General features: G+C 71.4%; 15 protein-coding genes. 12 read left to right on the top strand and 3 right to left on the bottom strand.

Going from position 1 to position 19,858, the window contains the following annotated elements:
• The first annotated feature begins 56 nt into the window (after positions 1 to 56).
• From ACVCL3_RS14875 to ACVCL3_RS14910, 8 genes are all read left to right on the top strand, one after another.
• Entirely contained in the window at positions 57 to 575 is a 519-nt protein-coding gene (locus ACVCL3_RS14875) for an RDD family protein (RefSeq protein WP_447099807.1), read from the top strand.
• Entirely contained in the window at positions 576 to 1,256 is a 681-nt protein-coding gene (locus tag ACVCL3_RS14880; protein WP_395119974.1) for an RDD family protein, read from the top strand.
• Positions 1,253 to 2,230: a stage II sporulation protein M gene (locus ACVCL3_RS14885; protein ID WP_447099808.1), complete on the top strand. Its 978-nt coding sequence runs from the start codon at positions 1,253 to 1,255 to the stop codon at positions 2,228 to 2,230. Before ACVCL3_RS14880 ends, ACVCL3_RS14885 begins: the two co-directional genes overlap by 4 nt.
• On the top strand, positions 2,220 to 3,752 hold the full coding sequence (locus tag ACVCL3_RS14890; protein WP_447099809.1) for a DUF4129 domain-containing protein: 1,533 nt from the start codon (positions 2,220 to 2,222) through the stop codon (positions 3,750 to 3,752). Before ACVCL3_RS14885 ends, ACVCL3_RS14890 begins: the two co-directional genes overlap by 11 nt.
• Complete coding sequence (locus ACVCL3_RS14895) at positions 3,749 to 4,864, top strand: hypothetical protein (RefSeq protein ID WP_447099810.1); 1,116 nt, start codon at positions 3,749 to 3,751, stop codon at positions 4,862 to 4,864. The genes ACVCL3_RS14890 and ACVCL3_RS14895 overlap by 4 nt, the downstream gene beginning before the upstream one ends.
• Positions 4,861 to 5,859, top strand: a complete 999-nt coding sequence (locus ACVCL3_RS14900; protein ID WP_395119970.1) for an AAA family ATPase — start codon at positions 4,861 to 4,863, stop codon at positions 5,857 to 5,859. The genes ACVCL3_RS14895 and ACVCL3_RS14900 overlap by 4 nt, the downstream gene beginning before the upstream one ends.
• Complete coding sequence (locus ACVCL3_RS14905) at positions 5,859 to 7,166, top strand: DUF58 domain-containing protein (protein WP_447098250.1); 1,308 nt, start codon at positions 5,859 to 5,861, stop codon at positions 7,164 to 7,166. Before ACVCL3_RS14900 ends, ACVCL3_RS14905 begins: the two co-directional genes overlap by 1 nt.
• Before the next feature lie 66 nt (positions 7,167 to 7,232).
• Positions 7,233 to 7,610: a hypothetical protein gene (locus tag ACVCL3_RS14910; protein WP_447098251.1), complete on the top strand. Its 378-nt coding sequence runs from the start codon at positions 7,233 to 7,235 to the stop codon at positions 7,608 to 7,610.
• A 147-nt stretch (positions 7,611 to 7,757) separates the two neighbouring features.
• Here ACVCL3_RS14910 and ACVCL3_RS14915 read toward each other — a convergent pair whose 3' ends face one another.
• Positions 7,758 to 8,651, bottom strand: a complete 894-nt coding sequence (locus ACVCL3_RS14915; RefSeq protein WP_447099811.1) for a sel1 repeat family protein — start codon at positions 8,649 to 8,651, stop codon at positions 7,758 to 7,760.
• A gap of 39 nt (positions 8,652 to 8,690) precedes the next feature.
• Positions 8,691 to 10,733 carry an elongation factor G gene (gene fusA / locus ACVCL3_RS14920; protein ID WP_447099812.1) on the bottom strand — a complete coding sequence of 681 codons (2,043 nt, stop codon included), beginning with the start codon at positions 10,731 to 10,733 and terminating at the stop codon, positions 8,691 to 8,693.
• A 402-nt stretch (positions 10,734 to 11,135) separates the two neighbouring features.
• Here fusA and ACVCL3_RS14925 point away from each other — a divergent pair, with 402 nt between their 5' ends.
• Both ACVCL3_RS14925 and ACVCL3_RS14930 read left to right on the top strand, forming a co-directional pair.
• On the top strand, positions 11,136 to 12,008 hold the full coding sequence (locus ACVCL3_RS14925) for a hypothetical protein (RefSeq protein ID WP_447098254.1): 873 nt from the start codon (positions 11,136 to 11,138) through the stop codon (positions 12,006 to 12,008).
• Positions 12,009 to 12,030: 22 nt separating this feature from the next.
• On the top strand, positions 12,031 to 13,833 hold the full coding sequence (locus ACVCL3_RS14930; RefSeq protein WP_447099813.1) for a hypothetical protein: 1,803 nt from the start codon (positions 12,031 to 12,033) through the stop codon (positions 13,831 to 13,833).
• Positions 13,834 to 13,942: 109 nt separating this feature from the next.
• On the opposite strand, the gene ACVCL3_RS14935 is transcribed toward ACVCL3_RS14930, so the two are convergent.
• The gene (locus ACVCL3_RS14935) at positions 13,943 to 15,406 is read right to left on the bottom strand and encodes a GTPase (protein ID WP_447098256.1); all 1,464 of its coding nucleotides are present in this window, start codon (positions 15,404 to 15,406) and stop codon (positions 13,943 to 13,945) included.
• 138 nt (positions 15,407 to 15,544) lie between these two features.
• Here ACVCL3_RS14935 and ACVCL3_RS14940 point away from each other — a divergent pair, with 138 nt between their 5' ends.
• Positions 15,545 to 16,096 carry a YdeI/OmpD-associated family protein gene (locus ACVCL3_RS14940; protein WP_447099814.1) on the top strand — a complete coding sequence of 184 codons (552 nt, stop codon included), beginning with the start codon at positions 15,545 to 15,547 and terminating at the stop codon, positions 16,094 to 16,096.
• Between the two features lie 95 nt (positions 16,097 to 16,191).
• Positions 16,192 to 19,755 (top strand): two-component regulator propeller domain-containing protein, encoded by a 3,564-nt coding sequence (locus ACVCL3_RS14945; RefSeq protein WP_447099815.1) that lies wholly within the window; start codon positions 16,192 to 16,194, stop codon positions 19,753 to 19,755.
• The last annotated feature ends 103 nt before the right edge of the window (positions 19,756 to 19,858 follow it).

Genomic DNA, 19,858 nt, shown 5'->3' on the forward strand with positions numbered 1-19,858 from the left:
TCGCCGCAGTTGCCGGCCGGGGGGAGCGGCAACATGGACAGTGACGGGGGAATGCGATGGAAGCCAATCCTTATGCCGCGCCCGAGGCAACGGTCGACGATGTGCGCGCGTGGGATGCGCAGGGCCTGGAGGAACGCAAGGCCAGCCGCGGCAAGCGCCTGGCGGCGGCGCTGCTCGACGGGGTGATCAACCTGGTCTGGGCCCTCCCGGTGTTGTGGGGCGCCATGATGGCAGTCGGCGTCGGCAAGGGGATCAAGCCGGCCGCGCCGATGATCGGCGTGCTGCTGCTGGGTTTCGCCCTGCTGGTGGCGATCTTCGTGGTCAACTGCGTCATGCTGCATCGGAGTGGCCAGACCATCGGCAAGCGCATGCTGGACATCGCCATCGTGCGTACCGATGGCAGTCGCATGGGCCTGTTGCGTTATCTCTTCATCCGCGTGCTGCCGGTGGCGCTGCTCGGCGTGATTCCCTACATCGGCCGGCTGGCGACGCTGATCGATCCGCTGCTGATCTTCGGCAACGAGCGCCGCTGCCTGCACGACCTGATCGCCGATACCATCGTCGTCGACGTGTAGATGATCGATACCGTCCGCGAGATCGAGACCGCCGAAGGCATCTCGCTGCGCCTGCGCGCCGCCGGAGCGTTGCCGCGGGCGCAGGCGTGGGTGCTCGACCTGCTGTTGCGCGGTGTCTTCTTCTTGGTGGCGATGATCCCGCTGTCGATCTTCGGCGTGGCCGGCAACGGCCTGGCGATGCTGCTGCTGTTCGCGCTGATGTGGGCGTATGGGGTGGTCTGCGAGGTCTGGATGGACGGCCAGACGCCGGGCAAGCGCGCGCTCGGCCTGCGCGTGGTGCATGCCGACGGCACGCCGGTGACCTGGCTGCCGTCGGTGGTGCGCAACCTGCTGCGCGTGGTGGACATCCTGCCCGGCGTCTATGGCGTGGGCCTGGTCAGCACCCTGGTCGATCCGCACGCGCGCCGGCTCGGCGACATCGTGGCCGGCACCATGGTGGTGCATGCGCGCGAACTGCCGCCTGGCCAGCAGGTACCGGCGGTGTCCGCGCTGCCGCTGCCGCTGGCCTTGTCCGCCGACGAACAGGCCGCGCTGGTCGACTATGCCGAGCGCGCCGGCCAGCTCACCGTGCAGCGCCAGGAGGAACTGGCCAACCTGCTGACCCCGCTGACCGGCCTGCGCGACACCGCGGCAATCCGGCAACTGGTGGCGCACGTGAACTGGCTGCTGGGGCGCGCATGAAACAGGAACGCTTCGTGGCCTTGCACGGCAAGACCTGGGATCGCCTGCAATCCTGGCTGCATGCGCTGGACCGCCAGCCGCGACGCACGCTGCGGCAGGAGCAGGCGCTGGATTTCCCCGCCGAATACCGGCGCATCTGCCACCACCTGGCGCTGGCCCGCGGCCGCGGCTACAGCCACGAGGTGACCGACCGGCTGCAGCAACTCGTGCAGCATGGCCACCGCGTGCTGTACCGGCCGCCGCCGCCGCGCTGGCATCGGGTGGCGATGTTTCTGCTGGCCGGTTTCCCGCGGCTGGTCCGCGCGCAGTGGCGCTGCATGGCGCTGGCGGCGGTGCTGTTCTACGTGCCGGCGCTGTGCCTGCTGGTGCTGCTGCAACTGCGCCCGGAGCTGGCGCACACGCTGTTCAGCAGCGCCCAGCTGGCGCAGTTCGAGAAGATGTACGACCCGGCCAATCCGCACATCGGCCGCAGCAGCGGCACCGATCTGCAGATGTTCGGCTTCTACGTGATGAACAACGTCGGCATCGCGTTTCGCACGTTCGCCTCGGGGCTGGTGTTCGGCGTCGGTGCGGTCTACGTGCTGGGCGCCAACGGCGTGCTGATCGGCGGCATCGCCGGCCATCTCACCGCGATCGGCTACGGCGGCCCGTTCTGGCGCTTCGTGGCGGGGCATTCGCCGTTCGAGCTCACCGCGCTGGTGATCGCCGGTGGCGCCGGCCTGCATCTGGGCCTGACCTTGCTGGCGCCGGGCCGGCAGCGCCGCGGACCGGCGCTGGTCGCGGCCGGCTGGGTCGGCGCGCAACTGGCGCTGGGCGCATTCGCGATGCTGCTGGTGGCGGCGTTCATCGAGGCGTACTGGTCCTCCATCGCCAGCCTGCCCGATCCGCTGCGCTTCGGCGTGGCCGGCGTGCTGTGGGTGCTGGTGCTGGCTTGGCTGTGGCGCGGCGGCAGGGCGGTGCGGCATGGAGCTTGAACGCATCGGCGTGGTGTTGCGGCCCAGGGTGACGCGCGAGGCGCTGGATCTCGGCGCGGCGATGTTGCGCGCGCATGCGCGGCCGGTGTGGTCGGCGTGGTTCGCCTTCACCCTGCCGCTGTTCGTGTTGTGCAACGGGCTCGGTGTCGCGCTCGGCTGGCCGTGGCTGGGCTGGGGGCTGATGTGGTGGCTGAAGCCGCTGTTCGATCGGCTGCCGCTGTACGTGTTGTCGCGGGCGGTGTTCGATCAGGCGCCGGGCTGGCGCCAGACCCTGCGCGGCCAGGCGCGCTGGCCGTGGCGACGGACGCTGGCGGCGCTGACCTGGTTGCGCATCGACAGCAACCGCGCGCTGCGCCTGCCGCTCGATCTGCTCGAAGGCAGCACGCGGGCGCAGCGTTCGGCACGCTGGAAAGTGCTGCGTCGGCGCCTGGTGGGGGAAACCAGCCTGCTCACCTATTTCTGCCTGCTGTTCGAGCTGGTGCTGTTCCTCAGCGTGTGGTTGTTTGCGCTGCTGCTGATCCCGCACGAATGGCGGCCGCAATCGCTGATCGAGCTGGTGCGCGGCGACACGCAGGTGATCCCCACCGCGTGGGTGCTGGCCGGCGCCGGCGTGGCCTATCTGGCGATGAGCGTGATCGAACCGCTCTACGTCGCCTGCGGCTTTGCGCTGTATCTCAACCGGCGCACGCAACTGGAGGCGTGGGACATCGACCTGGCCTTCCGGCGCCTGCGCGCGCGGCTGCAGGGCACCGCGCTGCTGGCGGTTGCGTTGCTGTGCTTCGGCGCATGGACACCTCCCGTGCAGGCGCAGGCGACGGCCGAGGTGCACGCCGCGGCGGTCGACAAGCCCGCCAGCGTGTCCCTGGACGCGTTGTTCGGCGCGCGCGCGGAGGCACCCGAGCCGGGCTTGGCGCAAGCGGCCGCGCGGGCTTATCGCGACCCGCGCTTCGGCGGCGAACACACGGTGCGGCGCTGGCAGCTCAAGTACAAGCCGGAACCGGCCGCGACGTCGATCAATCCGCTGTTCCCCTGGCTCGGACACTTGCTGGGCGGGTTCTTCCAGCTGCTGTTGTGGCTGCTGCTGATCGGCGTGCTGGGCGGCCTGATCTGGCTGGGCTGGCGCTGGCGCGGGCGCTGGCTGCTGCGGGATGAGGAGGTCGCGCCGGCGCTGTCGCCGCCGATATCGTCGATCGTCGACGCGCCAGCCGCGTTGCCCGCCGACTTGGCCGGCGCGGCACGCGCGCTGTGGCAGGCACAGCGCCGGCGCGAGGCACTGGCGCTGCTCTATCGCGGCTGCGTCGAGCAGACCGCGCGCGAGCTGCGGCAGCCGCCCGCAGCGGATGCGACCGAGGCGCACTGGCTGCGCCAGGCGCGCGCCATCGACGATCCGCAGCGCAGCCGCCGCGTGATCGAGATCGTGCGCACCTGGCAGTTCGCTGCCTACGCCGGGCGCTATCCCGACGACGCCACCGTCGAGCAACTGCTCGCGGGCTGGCCGGCGCAGCCCGGGGCGTCGACATGAACCGCAAGACGCTGCTGATCGCCGCCCTGGTCGCGGCCGCGCTGGCGCTGCTGGTCGCCGGGTTCTTCGCCACCTTCGAGCGCAAGGACGTCACCGAGACGATCCCGCCGCACGGCGCGGCGCGCAGCAACCGCTTCCTCGCGCTGGAACTGATGCTGCATGAGCTGCAGCTGCCGGCGCAGTCGCTGACCACATTGAGTGCGGCGCGATTGCCGTTGCGCCATGGCGACACGGTGCTGCTGGGCGAAAATGCCGGCCGCGTCGATGCCGCCGATGCGGCACGGCTGGTGGCGTGGGTGCGCGGCGGCGGCCACCTGCTGCTGTCGCCGGGAGCGGCCAGCGTGGCGCACACGCCGCTGTTCGATGCACTCGGCGTGCTCGATCCGCGCTCGGCGTCGTTCGAGTGCGTGGCTTTGCACAGCGCGACTGCCCGCAAGCGCGACGATGCCGCCCTGTGCGGCTCGCGCTTCCGGCTGCGGCCGGGCGTCATCGGGAAACTCGACGCGGCGATCGGCACGCCGCACGACGGCTATCTGTACGCGCGCATGCCGCTGGGGCAGGGCACGGTCAGCGTGCTGGCCAATTTTGCCCCGCTGGCGCACACCGCGCTGAAGCAGGCCGCGGCGCAGGAGTTTGCCTGGAACCTGCTGCAGCCCAATCGCGGCCGCGGCACGATCTACCTGGTCTACGCGCTGGACGGTCCGCCCTTCCTCCAATTCATGGCGATCAAGGGCTGGCCCGCGCTGCTCGCGCTGGCGTTGCTGCTGGCCGCGTGGATGGCGATGCGCAGCGCACGGCTCGGGCCATTGCTGCCGGCTCCGCCCGCGCACCGCCGCGCCCTGCTTGAACACGTGCAGGCCGCCGGCGAGTTCATCTATCGCCGCGACGGCGGTCGCAGCCTGCACGCGCTGGCCTGCCAGGCCGTGCTGGCGCGCCTGCGTCGCCGCGATCCGGCCTGCGCGATGCTGCACGGCGAGGCGCTGTACGCGCGCCTGGCCGAGCGCAGCGCGCTGGACGCCGCGCGCGTCGCGCAGGCCTTCCAGTCACCGGCGAACGCGCAGGCGTTTCGCGTTTCCATCCTCACCCTGGCCCGACTCAGGAATCGTCCATGACCCTCGACACGCTCGCCGCGCCGGCCTTGCCGCCGCCTTCCACCGCCGAACTCGGCGACCACGTGCGCGCGTTGCGCGAGCAGGTCGGGCGCGCCTTCATCGGCCAGGCCGAGGTGTTCGACCAGGTGTTGCTGGCGCTGCTGGCGACCGGCCACGTGCTGATCGAGGGCGTGCCCGGGCTGGGCAAGACGCTGCTGGTGCGCGCGCTGGCCGCGTCGGTCGGCTGCACCTTCGGCCGCGTGCAGTTCACTCCCGACCTGATGCCGGCCGACGTCACCGGCCACGCGATCTACGACCCCAAGACCGAACGTTTCCAGATCCGCCGCGGCCCGGTATTCGCCAACCTGCTGCTGGCCGACGAGATCAACCGCGCGCCGGCCAAGACCCAGGCCGCGTTGCTCGAATCGATGCAGGAGGGGCAGGTGACCATCGAGGGTCGTCGCTTCGCGCTGCCGGCACCGTTCATGGTGGTGGCCACGCAGAACCCGATCGAGCAGGAGGGCACCTACCCGCTACCCGAGGCGCAGCTGGACCGCTTCCTGATCAAGGTGGTGATCGGCTATCCGGGGCTGGAGGACGAGCGGCGCATGGTCGCGCGCGTGATCGACGGCAAGGTTGCCGCCGACCTCGACGTGTCGCAGGTGCAGCCGGTGCTGAGCCAGGCGCAGTTGCTGGCGGTGCAGCGGGCGGTGGCGTCGATCCGCATGGATGCCGCGGTCACCGACTACGCGGTGCGCATTGCGCGCACCACGCGCGAATGGCCGGGCGTGATCGGCGGCGCCGGTCCGCGCGGCGGCCTGGCGCTGGCGCGGCTGGCGCGCGCGCAGGCAGCGGTCGACGGCCGCGATTTCGTCACCCCGGACGACGTGCGCGCAGTGGCGTTGCCGGCCTTGCGCCATCGCCTGCTGCTGGCGCCGGAGGCGCTGCTCGAACGCCAGCGCCCCGACGACGTGCTCAAGGCGCTGCTGCACAAGGTGCCGGCACCGCGACAGTGATGAGGCCTGCGCCCGCGCTGCTGTGGCTGCTGCTCGGCTGGACCGTGCTCGGCGTGCTGGCCAGCCTCGGCTGGCTGCCGCTGGCGGCGTGGCTGGCTGGCGGCGGTGCGCTTGCGCTGCTGGCGCTCGTCGATGGTTGGCGCCTGCGCCGGATGCCGTCGCCCGAGGTGTCGCGCGAGCTGGCGCCGGTGCTGCCGCTGGGGCCGGAGGCGCGGATCGGCCTGCGCGTGCGCGGCACCACGCGGCGCGCGCAGAAGTTGCGCCTGCACGACCTGCATCCGGGCGGCTGGGCGGTGCGCGGCATGCCGCGCACGCTGCTGCTGCCGGCGGGCGGCGACGTGCGACTCGAGTACGCGGTCACGCCCGACGCACGCGGCCAGTTCGCCTTCGACGGCTGCCACGTGCAATTGCATTCGCCGTGGCGTTGCTGGTCGGTGCGCCGCGTGCTCGGCGCCGCGTCGACGGTGCGTGTGTATCCGAACTTCGCCGCGCTGGTCGAGCTGGCGGGCTTGAGCGTGGAACTTGCCTCGCGCAGCGTCGGCGCGCGGCTGCAACGGCGTCGCGGCGAAGGCACCGAGTTCCAGGAGCTGCGCGACTACCGCGTCGGCGACAGCCTGCGCAAGATCGACTGGAAGGCCACCGCGCGCAGCAGCCGGCTGATCTCGCGTGAGTACCGCGACGAGCGCAACCAGCAGGTGGTGCTGATGCTCGACTGCGGTCGCCGCCTGCTGGCGCAGGATGATCGCCGGGTGCATTTCGACCACGTGCTGAACGCCTCGCTGGCACTGGCCAGCATCGCGCTGCGCCAGGGCGATGCGGTCGGCCTGCTGGCCTGCACCGGCCAGCAGCAACGCTGGTTGCCGCCGCAACAGGGCAGCGGCGGCATGGACATGCTGCTCGGCGCCGGCTACGACCTGCACGCGATGCCGCTGGCCACCGACTACCTCGCCGCTGCCAGCGCCCTGCAGGCGCACCAGCAACGTCGCGCGCTGGTGGTGCTGATCACCAACGTGCGCGACGAGGACGACGCCGAACTGCGCGCCGCGGTGAGCATGCTGTCCCGGCGTCACCTGGTGATGCTGGTCAGCCTGCGCGAACTGGCCCTCGACCACGCCGCCGCCGACCCCGGCGACGAACTGGAAGGCAGCATCCGCAGCGCCGCCGCCATGCACTATCTGGCCGATCGCGAACGCACCCACGAAGCGCTGCGTCGCGAAGGCATCAACACGCTGGACGTGAGCTGCGGCGAACTGTCCGGTGCGCTGATCGAGCGCTACCTGGCGATCAAGCGGGGGAATCGGCTGTAGGGGAAATCCCGGCGCGTTGCGCTTGTCGCCGGGCAAATGTCGTTCAAAACCGATCAGGGGGAAATCATGGAAAATCCGTACCAGAGTCCCGGTGCCGTGCTGGAGGTTCGCGAAAAGCGCAGCGCGTCGCTGGACGATGTCGCTTCCGGCCAGAAGCTGGTGATCTACGCCATCCTGCTGTACTTCCTCGCCGCCGCGCTGCGCGCCGCGGTCGGCCCGATCGCCTTGCTCGCCCTGCTGGTCTGCCTGGGGATGTCCTGGACCGGCATCTACAAGATCGCCCGCGGCCTGGACTACCCCGTCTGGGGGCGCATCGTGCTGCTGGTGCTGATGCTCGTCCCGCTGGTCGGCCTGCTCGTGCTGGTCATGCTGAGTTCCCGGGCCACCTCGCGGCTGCGCCAGGCCGGTTACGCGGTGGGGCTGCTCGGGGCCAGGGATTACTAGGCTGCCGGTTGGCGCGGAACCTCACGGGTTCGGCGTCACGCGTGCCAAGACGGCATGGTTCGACCTGGGCTGCCCTCCAGGCGCGCGCTGAAAGGCGCGCGCCATCGGGCAGTGACAGTCATACCGGAGCGGCTTCGGGCGACCCACTCAGTGGGAGTGATCGCTTGCACCCGGTGCGGTGGACGGCGGCGGGTCCGCCTTGATCAGCTTGCCGACGGTCACCGTGCCGAACCATTGCGCGTCCCGCGCGGCAAAATAACGGTTTGGGTCCAGCAGCGACGGGTCGTACCTGCCGCATCCTTCGCGGGGAATCTCCACGCCGCCGAGGACGAGACGGTTGCCGCCGCAGCGGGTCGGATTGTCGGCGTTCAACCCCATGACCTTGACGCCGGAGTCGTGGCCCAGGTGCGACCCCGTCAGCGAGTTCCTGGCCGAGATCAGGGCCAGCTTCATCCTCGGCTTGGCCACGGCGTCGCCGAACTCGGCCATCAACGCGGCCAGCATCGTGTTCGCCTGCGTGCGTTGTGCGGGTGCCAGCGCGGCGCAGATCCGGTCGCGCGCGTTGACGTAGGAAGGGTAGCCACGCTCGGCGGCCAGCGTGATCCAGGCGCAGGCACTGGCCCGGTCCTTCCTCACGCCCCGGCCGTTGAGATACATCATCGCGATGCTGAGCTGGGACATCTTGTCGGCGTAGCGCGAACCGATCCGGAAGTACTTCATGGCGCCCTGGTAATCGCCCTCGAACAGGCGCCGCATGCCGGCAAACTGGCCGAAGAGATCCGGGTGTCCCTGGGTGGAGGCGTCGTCCATGGCGCGCAGGGTGCGCTCGATGTCAGGCGTCTGCCGTGGCGGTGGCGTCGGTGGTGGCGCGTCCGCGGGCGCGACATGGGTCGAAGCCGGCCGTGCGTTGGAGCCGTCGGCCGACTGACCCGCCAGGCAAAGGGTGGAGACGCATGCCAGCAGCAGGCATGTCGGAACGAGCAACAGTGGCTTCATCAGCAATTCCCTTGGCTGGTGGTGAACTGGATAGTGCTCCGGCATCGTAGCGTGGCGCGCCGGCAAGAGGCCACCCGATGCACTTCAATCCTCCTCCGCGCGCGGCTTCCAAGCCTCTCCCAACTGCTTCTGCACGGTGGCGGGGGCGGCTTCGTAGTGGCTCAGGTCGAGGCTGTAGCGGCCACGGCCGCCGGTCATGGATTTCAGTTCGGTGGGGTAATCGATCAGTTCGGCCAGCGGGGCCTGCGCCTTGATCACCAGCTCGCCGCCACGCTGCGCATCGGTGCCCAGGATGCGCGCGCGCTTGCCGGCGAGGCTGCCGGTGACGTCGCCGACGTGGCGCTCGGGGATCGCCACCTCGACGTTGACGATCGGCTCCAGCAGCACGGGATGCGCCTTGGCCACGGCGTCGAGGAAGGCTTTCTTGCCGGCGCTGATGAAGGCCACCTCCTTGGAGTCGACCGAGTGGTACTTGCCGTCGTAGACGGTCACGCGCAGGTCCTGCAGCGGGTAGCCGGCCACCACGCCGCGCTCCATCGCCTGGCGCACGCCTTTCTCGATCGCCGGCAGGAACTGGCCGGGGATCACGCCGCCCTTGATCGCGTCGACGAACTCGAAGCCGGCGCCGCGATCGAGCGGCTCGATGCGCAGGAACACCTCGCCGAACTGGCCGGCGCCGCCGGTCTGCTTCTTGTGCCGGTGGTGGCCTTCGGCGAGGGCGGCGATGGTTTCGCGATACGCGATGCGTGGCGGGCGCGTCTCCACTTCCACGCCGTAGCGTTCGCGCATGCGCTCGAGCATCACCTTCAGGTGCAGCTCGGAGAGCCCGCGCACCACGGTCTCGTTGAGTTCCTTGTGGTGCTCGACGCGAAAGCAGGGATCTTCCTCGGCCAGGCGCGCCAGCGCGTTGGAGAGCTTCTGCTCCTGGCCCTTGTGCCGCGGCTCCAGCGCCAGGCCGACCATCGGCGTGGGGAACCGCGGTGGCGCCAGCGCGATGCGATCGTCGTCGTGCGAATCGTGCAGCACCGCGTCGTAGTGGATTTCCTCGACCTTGGCCACCGCGGCGATGTCGCCGGGGATCGCCGCCTCGATCTCCACGTGGTTCTTGCCCTGCAGGCGGAACAGGTGGCCGACCTTGAACGGCTTGCGGCCGTCGTCGACCAGCAACTGGCTGTCCCGCCGCACGGTGCCCTGCCACACGCGGAACACGCCCAGCTTGCCCACGAACGGGTCGTTGATGATCTTGAACACGTCGGCGATCACGTGCGCCTGCGGGTCGGCGCTCACCCGCAGCGGCAGGCCGTCGCCGCGCACGAAGGGCGGAGGGTTGCCCTCGGCCGGATTCGGCAGCAGTCGCGCGGCGATGTCGAGCAGTTCCTTCACCCCGGCACCGGTGCGCGCGCTGGTGAAGCAGATCGGCACCAGGTGGCCTTCGCGCAGGCATTGCTCGAAGGCGTCGTGCAATTGCTGCGCGCCCAGCGCCTGCTCGCCCTCGTCCAGGTAGCGGCCCATCAGTGCCTCGTTGACCTCCACCACCTGGTCGATGATCTGCTGGTGCGCCGCGGCCAGCGAGGAGAAATCGGTGGCGCCGTCGTCGTGGAAGAAGCAATCCAGCACGCGGTTGCCGCGTTGCGCCGGCAGGTTCACCGGCAGGCACTGGCTGCCGAATTCCTCGCGCAGCGCGTCGACCAGGGCGGCGAGGTCGGCGCCGTCGAAGTCGATCTTGTTGATCACCAGCATGCGCGCCAGGCCGCGCTCGTGGGCGTGCATCATCATGCGGCGCGTGCCGTGCTCGATGCCGTTGATCGCGTTGACCACGATCGCCACGCTCTCCACCGCAGCCAGCGCGGACAGCGTGCCGCCGCGGAAATCGGCGTAGCCGGCGGTGTCGATCAGGTTGATGCGGCAGTCGCCGTGCTCGACCTGGGCGATGCTGCTGTCGATGGAATGGGCACGCGATTGTTCCTGCGCGTCGGTGTCCGACACGGTATTGCCGCGCTCGACGGTGCCGATGGACTGGATCGCCCCGCCGGCATGCAGCAAGGCCTCGAACAGCGTGGTCTTGCCGGCGCCGGCGTGACCGGCGAGCGCGATGTTGCGGATATGTTCCGTGACGAGTTCGGACACGATGTGACCCTCCTCATGCGGGGGCGCAGCCTCGTGGCATGAACGGCACCGCCCGAGGCCGCGCGGGGCGGCTGGAAAAGCGGGCCGTCATGGTCGTCCTGCGCGATGCGGCGGCGAGGGCGGTCATGGCGGGGGATCGGCGCGGGGCGTCGATCGGCCTAGCCTTGTGCCATGCGCAAGTGGGGTCAAGCTGCACTGCGGGGAACCGCGCGGCGCCGGCGGCTGTCTGTCCCAGGTGTCGCGCGCCCCGGCGACGCGATCGTCACGCCGGTCTAGCGGGGTTCAATCGCCTTCGGCCATGCTGCGACCGCCCACCGAATTCCACGAGGCACCGCCATCGCCGTTGCGCCGCAGCCCCAGCCAGCCACGCCCGAGCCGCCCGAACCCGAGCGGCGCGAGCTCGTGCCCGCAGCTGGCGACTGGCGTGCGCGGGCCACGCGGCAGCGGCATCGCTGGCACGAGCCGCCGGTCGAGCGGGCCACGCATCGCTGGACGCTCGCCGCGGTACTGCTGTTGCATGCGTTGTTCGCGCTGGTGGCGTGGTACGGCACGCGCCCGCCGGTACCGCACGAGGAGGCGCCACCCGAGCAGTTCCTGCAGATCCGCCTGATCGAGGACACACCGGCAAGCCACGCGCCGCCGCCGCTGGCCTTGCCGCCCGCGCCGCCCGCCGCACCGCCGCCGACGCGGGCACGGCCGGAGCCGCCGGCCAAGGGCGCCATGGTGGTGCAGGCCCCGCCGCTGCGGTTGTACGACGAGCATGGCCAGCCACTGCTGCCGCCGGCGCCTGTTTCCAGTGCGCCCGTGCCCGGCTACGTGCAACGCATGCCGCAGGGCGATACGCAGGTCATGCGTCACGACAGCCCGGTCAAGTACAAGCCCACCCGTTTCGCGGACGACTGGGACAAGGGCGGCAGCTCCGTCGACAGCGCGCTGCAGAAGCTGGTGGACAAGACCACGAAGAAAACGACGATCCACCTGCCCGGCGGCATCCGCATCCACTGCGCCGTGTCGCTGGCGATGCTCGCCGGTGGTTGCGGTGGCGACCCGCCGCCGCCACCGTCGGCGAAAAGTGGCGACATGCGCCTCAACATGGCGCCGGCCAGCACGCCCGACGGTCGCACGCACGGTTTCACCCCGCCCGGCGTGGAGGCCTGCATCGCGATGTATCGCGCCGGCAAGCCGCTGGCGCAAGGCTGCCCGGTGGATACGCCCGACCGCGCAGTGGACGAGGAGTTGCGCGAGCGCAAGGCCGCGCGCGGCGCCGGCCGCTGATGGCCCCCGCTACACTGGCCGCATGCCCGCGCCGTCCCCGGATTCCGTCCCATCCCGTCGTGCCGCCAACCCCGCGCGAGTCCTGCTGGACTCGCCGCTGGCGGCGGCCACGCGCGGCCGCGTCTATCATCTGCGTCGGCACGCGCCGCCGCCGTCGCGGGGGCGTCGCGCGCTGGCCTTCCTCGGCACCTTGCTGGTGCATCTGCTGTGCCTGTTCGCGTTCGTGCTCGGCCCGGCCTACGAACCCACCGTGCTGCCGGACCATTCGCGCGAACCGCTGCTGCAGGTGCGCCTGATCGAGCCACCCGAACCGCCGCCACCGCCGCCGGTGCATGGCACGCCACCGAAGCAGCGCGGGCCGCGCCAGCAGGGTCGGCAGCATCCCGCACCGCGCGTCGAACCGAGCGCCAATGCCGTCGCGCTGACGGCCGCCGCCACCCCCGCGAAGCCGGCGAAAGCCGCGCCGGTCGCCGCGCCGCAGCCGCCAGTGAGCCTGCCGGCGCCGACGCCGCTGCCGCTACCCAAACCGGCGGCACCGGCGGTGCCGGCGCCTCCCTTGGCGCTGACCCTGCCGGCGCCGGTGGCTCCCGCGCTGCCGGCGCCCCAGCCCGAGCCGCAACATCCGCCGCAGGCCGAAGGCAATCGCCCGATCCTGCCGCCGTCCGCGCTGGCCTTGCCGCAGGCGAGCGTGCCTGCGGTCGCCGCACCGCCGGCGATCACGCTGCAAGTCGCGGCGCCGACCACGCTGGCCCCGCTCAGCGAAGCGCCGGAACCCGCGCCAGCGCCACCGCAACTGCCGCGTCCGCAGCCGCAAACGCTGGCGCCCCCCACGCCGATCGCGCCACCCGCCCCGCGCCTGGTGCCGCAGCTGACCCAACCCGCGCAACTGGCCGAAGCCGTGCCGGCCGAGGTTGTCGCGCCCCCGCGCGCGCTGGCACCGACCCAGGTGGACCTGCAGCGCTCCGCACCGGCGCCGGCGATGACGCCAGCGACCCTGCGCCCGGTGTTGCAGGCACCGACCGCCGTGGCCGCGATCACGCCTGCGCCCGCCGCCTCCGCACTGCCGCTGCCGGCCACCGCCGAGGTCAGCCGCGCGCCGGAGGCCTCGCCGCAAGGCAGCGACACCGCCACGGTCGGCGAGCCGGCCGGCGCCACCAGCGTCGCGCCGCCGTCGGCACCTGCGCCGGCGGTTCGTGCCGCCGCCAGTACCGGCAGCCAGCACGCGCCCTCGCTGGCCGCGGGCAAGCTCGGCGGCGATCGACCCGGCGCAGCGCAAGGCGGGGAGCACGGCGCGGTGGGCGACTACGTGCAGCTGAAGCCGAGCGGCGATACCGAAATCATGCGTCACCGCATGCCTGACGTCGGCTACCGGCCCACCCGCTTCGAGCAGGACTGGACGCCCGAGGACGAAAGCTCGGTCGACACCGCGCTGCGCCGCGCGGTGGAAAAGACCACGGTCAAGCACACCTTCCACCTGCCGCGCGGCGTGCGGGTGGAGTGCGCGGTGAAACCACTGCTGCCGATCGCGCTGTTCGGCTGCCGCAACCCCGACCCGCCGCCGGCACCGGTCGCCGCCAGCGCGTATGCGCCATTGCACCTGGCGCCTGCCGCCCCGCTGGCGCCGCCCGCGGCCGCCAGCACGCCGGCACCGGCGACCTCCACGCCGATGGTGAAGTTCGACAACGCCGCCGAATGCGCTGCCGCCCGCGTCGCCGGCGGCCCGTTGCCGCCGGGTTGCGCATCAGACCTGCCGCCCGCCACGCCAGTGCGATTGCCGGCCCCGGCTTCCAGTTCGTGGGTGCCGGCGAGCGATCAGTTTCATTAGGCCGGGATTCGGCAGCGGCAACGGCGGGGTAGGGCGGGCACTGCCCGCCGCCTTCCGTGACACGAAACAAGAGCCGGCGGGCGGTGCCCGCCCTACCAGTGAGCACGGGTTACTCCACGCGCGGTTCGCGCAGCGTGTCCATCGTCAACGTCGCCAGTTGTTTCAGGCGCGTGCCGCCGGCATCGGCGAGCAGGGTCTTCAGCCGCGCGTCGGCATCGTCCTGGTCCAGCGTCTGCCGCTCGGCCAGCGAGGCGGCCAGGGCGCGGCCCATCGAGTCGAAGATCAGCGCGTAGGCGAACGCGTGCAGCACGCCGCCGCCCAGCGTGCCCAGGCCGGGGAACGCCTTCAGTGCATTGCCGGCAACCGCCAGCACGATCGAGCTGCCGGTGCGCAGGGTCAGCCTGGCCTGGCGCACGAAATCCTCGATCTGCACGTCGCTGAGCCCGACGCCGTACAGCTCGGCCAGCGCCCGCGTGAGCCCGGTGGCGAGCACGCCCTGGATCACCAGGTCGCTGCCTGGCGCCACCGCCGCCATCGCACCGACGATCGCGCGGCGGGCGTACTGGCGCACGATGCGCTCGGCGGTTTCGGCGCGGGTCTGCGCCTCCAGCGTGCCGGTGCGCTGGTGCAGGCCGGCGAGCACGGCCTGCTCGCGACGCGGCTCCAGTCCCTCGGCACCGGGAGCGATGAGGCGGGTGAGTGCGCGCAGCAGCGGTTGGATCGCCGGCTTGCGCTGGCGTTCGACCGATTCGGTGCTGCCGTCGGCGAGCCGGCGCTGGTATCGCTCGCTGCCGCCGGCGCTGATCGCCACCACCGCGCTGGCGATGCCGCGCGATTGCGCGCGCAGCTTGTCCAGCAGCTGCGCCAGCTCCGGCTCGCCCCACTGGTCGGCCTTGTTCAACACCAGCAGCAGCGGCTTGCCGAAATCGGCGAGCCAGCGCAGTTCGTCGACCTGGCTGCGGGTGAGGTCGCCGGCACACAGGTAGATCACCGCGTGGGCGCGCAGGGCTTCTTCGCGTGCCTCGCGTTCGCGCGCTTCGCCGCCACTCTCGCGGCTGCCGGGTACGTCGGCGAGTACCAGGCTGCGGCCGTCGGGCAAGGTGCTGTCGTAGTGACCGACCGCGCGCGTGGTGCCGCCGCGCGCCTCGCTGGCCAGTGTGGCCTGCGGCGCCAGCGCACGGATCAGGCTGGACTTGCCGGTGGAGATCTCGCCGAACAGCGCGACGTACAGGCGCGCGCCGAGCCGGCGCTGGTCGAGTTCGCCCAGCTCGGTGGCGAGCGCGCCGGTGTCGGCGCCGTGTTCGCGCAACTTGTCGATGCGCTGCTCCAGGCTGGCGCGGTCGGGCACCGGCAGGGGTCGGCGCCGGCGGCGCGGGCGCAGCAGCCACCACAGCACGGCCAGGCCGGCGGCGGCGAAGATCGCCAGCACCAGGCCCAGCGTCCACTGCAACGGCGCCGGCAAGGCGAGGAAGCGCTGGGCCAGCGCGAGGAAACGTTCCGCCGCGGCAAACAGCAGCCACAGCAGCGCGGCGATGGCCAGGGCGGCGAACAGCAGGCGCAGGCGTCGGGACATCCGGCGATTGTAGGGGCTCGCGCACCGCACACGCCCATGGCCGATGGCCCTTTCGCCGCGCCATGGCATGCGCGGTACGATCCCCGCGTTGCCTTGCCCCAGGCGGGCGGCAAGCCCCTTCCCCGAGGACGATGCGACATGAGCAAGGCCGACACCACCTCCCGCTTCACGGCGAAAGTGCTGCGCCCGGCGATGCTCGACGATGCCGCATGGGCCTTCGTGCTGTTGCCGCGACCGGTGAGCGAGAAGCTGCCGCGCCGCGGGCGCACCACGGTCGACGCCAGCATCAACGGCCACCGCTTCCAGGCGACGCTGGAGCCGGATGGCCAGTTGAGCCACTGGCTGAAACTGGACAGCCGCCTGCTCAAGACCGTCCGTGCGCAAGCGGGCGACACCGTGGCGCTGGAGATCGCGCCGGTGAAGCATGAGCCCGAACCCGCGCTGCCGGCCGACCTGCGCCAGGCGCTGGACGATGCGCCCGCCGCCGCCCGCGCCGGCTGGGACGCCACCACCACGATCGCGCGCGTGGACTGGATCCACTGGATCGTCTCGGCCAAGCAGGCAAAGACCCGCACGCAGCGCGTCGCCGCCGCCTGCGACATGCTCGCCGCCGGCAAGCGGCGCGTGTGCTGTTTCGATCCGTCGGGTTTCTACAGCAAGGCGTTGGCGGCGCCCGACGCGGCGGAATGACGCACGACGCGTGAAACGCATCGCTCCGGGCCGGCGCGATGCTCGCCGCCACGGACCCGATTTGGCATGATGGGGCGGATCAGGGGAATCTGCGCATGCTTGCATCGCTCATGTTGGGTGCGGTTCTGGCGGTGGCCACGCCGGGGTCCGCGGCCGCCGGCGGTGCCAGCACGACAATGCCGGCCGCCGGCGCGAGCATGCCGGCGACGCCGCAGTTCCGTCGTTATGGCGTGGCCGACGGCGTGCCCAGCGGTTCGATCTACGCGGTGGCGCAGGATCATCGCGGCATGATGTGGTTCGGTGCCGATGGCGGCCTGGTGCGCTTCGACGGCGTCACGTTCAAGGTGTTCCGGCATGCCAGCGGCGATCCGCTGTCGCTGCCGAGCAACCAGATCTACACCCTGTTCGTGGACAAGGCGGACCGCATCTGGGCCGGCGGCGTCTCGGCGGGACTGACCGTCTACGACCAGGACGGCGGGCGCTTTCGCCACTGGGTGCACGCAGCGGACGATCCGCACAGCCTCAGCAACGACGAAGTGTGGAGCATCGCGCAGACCCCCGATGGCCAGATCTGGGTGGGCACCCAGGGCGGCCTCGACCGCATGCGCCGCGACGAGAGCGGTTTCGAACCCGTGCGGCTCGATGCCGGCAGCGGGCAGGCGGCCCCGTTCGGCGCCATCCGCGCCTTGCTGGCCGACCACGAGGGGCGGTTGTGGATCGGCAGTGAGCATGGTCTCTACGTGCGCTCGACCGACGGCAAGGTGCGCCGCGTGGCGGTCGACCCCGCGTTCGCCGGCGACGTCGGCGCGGTGTGGCGCATCGAGGGCGATGGCGACGAGATCCGCGTGGCGGTCAGCGGTGGCCTGCTGGTGGTCGGCGCCGACGGCGTGGCGCGGCCGCTGGCAAATCGGCAACTGGCCAACACGCGCATCCTGAGCAGCGTGCGCGACAGCCAGGGGCGGTTGTGGCTGGGCAGCCTCGACGGCGTCTGGCTCGAATCGGAACAGGGCCCGCTGCAGCACATCACCGGCGCGCCGCTGTTGCCCGGCGGCCTGCCCAGCGATCGCCTGTGGCAGATTTTCCGCGATCGCGAAGGCGGCCTGTGGTTCACCTTCGACCAGTCCAGCATCGCGTACCTGCCGCCGAGCTGGAATGGTTTCGCGCGTTTCACGCATATCCCGGACGATGCCGACAGCCTGTCCAACACCGCCGCGCTGTCGGTGCTGACCGGGCGCGACCACGAGCTGTGGGTGGGCGGCTACAACGGCTGGGTCGACAAGCTGGATACGGCGACCGGCGAGGTCAGCCACGTGCTGCGCGGCCTGCACGGCAACCTCACCTCGCTGGCGGAGGATGCGCGCGGCCGCCTGTGGATCACCGGGCCCGGGCGCATCTACCGCTACGACCACGGCAAGCTGCTGACGCTGGGCGCCGAGCAGACGCACATGAAACGGCCGCTCGCGCTGGTCGCCGGCATGGACGGCCATATCTACGGGGCGTCGTGGGGCGAGGGCGTGTTCGCGATCGACCCCGACACGCTGGCGTCGACGCCGCTGCTGCCGGCCGATGCGCCCGACGGCGCGCGCTTCTTCGACCAGTTGCGGGCGCACGACGGGGCGGTCTGGTACGCCAGCATGGCCGGGCTGATGCGCAGCGAAGGGCCCGGACAGCCGCTGGCGTTCGTGCCGGGCGTGTCGCGGCGGGAGATCTACAGTTTCGCGTTCGATGACGACGGTTTCTGGATCGCCACCGAAACCGCGTTGGAGCATTACCGCCTGGCGGACGGGCGCGCCACGCGCGACGACAGCGTCGACATCAGTCGGATGGGGCTGATCGCGGACCTGCGCACCATGCTGGTCGATCGGCAGGGGCAGCTGTGGTTGTTCAGCAGCCCGGGCCTGCGCCGCTTCAACCCGCTGACCCACACGTTCACCCAGTTCGGTGCGGCGCAGGGCCTGAGCAATGGAGAGTTCACCAACGGCTCGGCGGTGGTCGCTGCCGACGGCACCATGCTTGCCGCCAGCAGCGGCGGCGTCACCGCGTTCCAGCCGGCCGAACTGGCGCGGCTGGAACGGCCCGGCCCGCTGCCGCTGCTGTCACTCACCCGGGTCAGCGTGCGCCGCGACGGCAAGACCGTCGCGCTGTCGCCGGAGCAGCCGGTGCACCTGGGCTGGCGCGATCGCGACTTGCGCGTGGAGGCGCGCATGTCGTCCTACGTGGACCCGGCAGCGAATCGCTACTTCTTCCACATGGGCGGTTTCGACAGCGGCTGGGTGAGCACCGGCAACCAGGGCCAGCGCGAGTTCGTCGGGCTCGGCGCCGGCAGTTATACGCTGGAAGTGCACGGCCATGGCGCCGACGGCCAGTGGGGCAAGGCGCGGCCGCTGCTGGTCACGGTGCAGGCGCCGCCGTGGCTGCGCTGGTGGGCATGGCTGGGTTACCTGTTGCTGGTGGCAGCCGTGGTCGCGCTGGCGTTGCGCGGCTGGCGCCGGCGGCTGGCGCAGCGCCACCAGATCCAGCTGGCCGAGCAGCAGCGGCAGATGGCCGAGGCGGCCAGCGCAGCCAAGACCCAGTTCCTGGCCACCCTGAGCCACGAGATCCGCACGCCGATGACCGGCGTGATGGGCATGGCCGAATTGCTGCTGAGCACGTCGCTCGATCCGCTGCAGCATGACTACACCCGGGCGATGCAACGTTCCGGCGACATGCTGCTGAAACTGCTCAACGACGCGCTCGACCTGGCCCGCATCGAGGCCGGCCGGCTGGAGCTGGAGCCGGCGCCGTTCAGCCCGCGCCAGTTGCTGGAGGACGTGGCGCAGCTGGAGCAGGGGCTGGCCCACGCGCGCGGCATCCGCTTCGTGCTGGACGTGGCCGATGACCTCCCCGCACAGGTCGTCGGCGATGCGGTGCGCATCAAGCAGGTGCTGCTGAACCTGGCCAACAACGCGCTCAAGTTCACCGAACGCGGCCACGTGACCTTGCGCGGCGAACGCACCACCGACGGTCTGCAGTTCGGCGTCAGCGACACCGGGCCGGGCATTCCCGAGGCGAGCCAGGCGCGCTTGTTCCAGCGCTTCGAGCAGGCCGACGGCCCGCAGCGTGCGGCGGGCAGCGGCCTGGGCCTGGCGATCTGCCGCGAGCTGGTGGACATGATGGGCGGCAGCATCGAGCTGGAATCGCGCGTGGGCCACGGCAGCACCTTCCGCGTGCGCCTGCCGCTGGCCGAACCGGCCGAGCCGGCGCCACTGGCGGCACCGCTCGCCGCCGGCGGCAGCCATCACCTGCTGCTGGTGGAAGACGACACCATCGTGGCGGCGGTCATCCGCGGCCTGCTCGAACGCGAAGGCCATCACGTGGTGCACGTGATCAACGGGCTGGCCGCACTGTCCGAACTGGCGCACGTGAGTTTCGACGCCGTGCTGCTGGACCTGGACCTGCCCGGCGTCGACGGCTTCCAGATCGCGCGGCTGATCCGCCAGCGCGAACCCGACGCCCGCCACGTGCCGATCATCGCGGTCACCGCCCGCTCCGGCGGCCGCGACGAGGCGCGCGCCCGCGAAGCGGGCATGGACGGCTTCCTGCGCAAGCCGGTCAGCGGCGAACAACTGACTGGTGCGCTGGCCCGGGTCATCGCCTCGGCGAGCGATGCTACGGCCTGAGCCGCGGACGGGCGCCTGTGCTCGCGCTGGCAGGAAGGCTTTGGCATCATGGCCGCTACGGGACAGGCTGCCGCCATGGCGCGTCGCTCGCATGCAACGCGGT

The organism is Rhodanobacter sp. UC4437_H4 (genome assembly GCF_052978425.1).

Coding starts and splice junctions, on each gene's coding strand:
- ACVCL3_RS14880 (WP_395119974.1), top strand. CDS start 576: ATGATCGATACCGTCCGCGAGATCGAGACCGCCGAAGGCATCTCGCTG.
- ACVCL3_RS14895 (WP_447099810.1), top strand. CDS start 3,749: ATGAACCGCAAGACGCTGCTGATCGCCGCCCTGGTCGCGGCCGCGCTG.
- ACVCL3_RS14915 (WP_447099811.1), bottom strand. CDS start 8,651: ATGCCGGAGCACTATCCAGTTCACCACCAGCCAAGGGAATTGCTGATG.
- ACVCL3_RS14885 (WP_447099808.1), top strand. CDS start 1,253: ATGAAACAGGAACGCTTCGTGGCCTTGCACGGCAAGACCTGGGATCGC.
- ACVCL3_RS14910 (WP_447098251.1), top strand. CDS start 7,233: ATGGAAAATCCGTACCAGAGTCCCGGTGCCGTGCTGGAGGTTCGCGAA.
- ACVCL3_RS14890 (WP_447099809.1), top strand. CDS start 2,220: ATGGAGCTTGAACGCATCGGCGTGGTGTTGCGGCCCAGGGTGACGCGC.
- ACVCL3_RS14935 (WP_447098256.1), bottom strand. CDS start 15,406: ATGTCCCGACGCCTGCGCCTGCTGTTCGCCGCCCTGGCCATCGCCGCG.
- ACVCL3_RS14930 (WP_447099813.1), top strand. CDS start 12,031: ATGCCCGCGCCGTCCCCGGATTCCGTCCCATCCCGTCGTGCCGCCAAC.
- ACVCL3_RS14945 (WP_447099815.1), top strand. CDS start 16,192: ATGCTTGCATCGCTCATGTTGGGTGCGGTTCTGGCGGTGGCCACGCCG.
- ACVCL3_RS14875 (WP_447099807.1), top strand. CDS start 57: ATGGAAGCCAATCCTTATGCCGCGCCCGAGGCAACGGTCGACGATGTG.
- ACVCL3_RS14900 (WP_395119970.1), top strand. CDS start 4,861: ATGACCCTCGACACGCTCGCCGCGCCGGCCTTGCCGCCGCCTTCCACC.
- ACVCL3_RS14905 (WP_447098250.1), top strand. CDS start 5,859: ATGAGGCCTGCGCCCGCGCTGCTGTGGCTGCTGCTCGGCTGGACCGTG.
- ACVCL3_RS14940 (WP_447099814.1), top strand. CDS start 15,545: ATGAGCAAGGCCGACACCACCTCCCGCTTCACGGCGAAAGTGCTGCGC.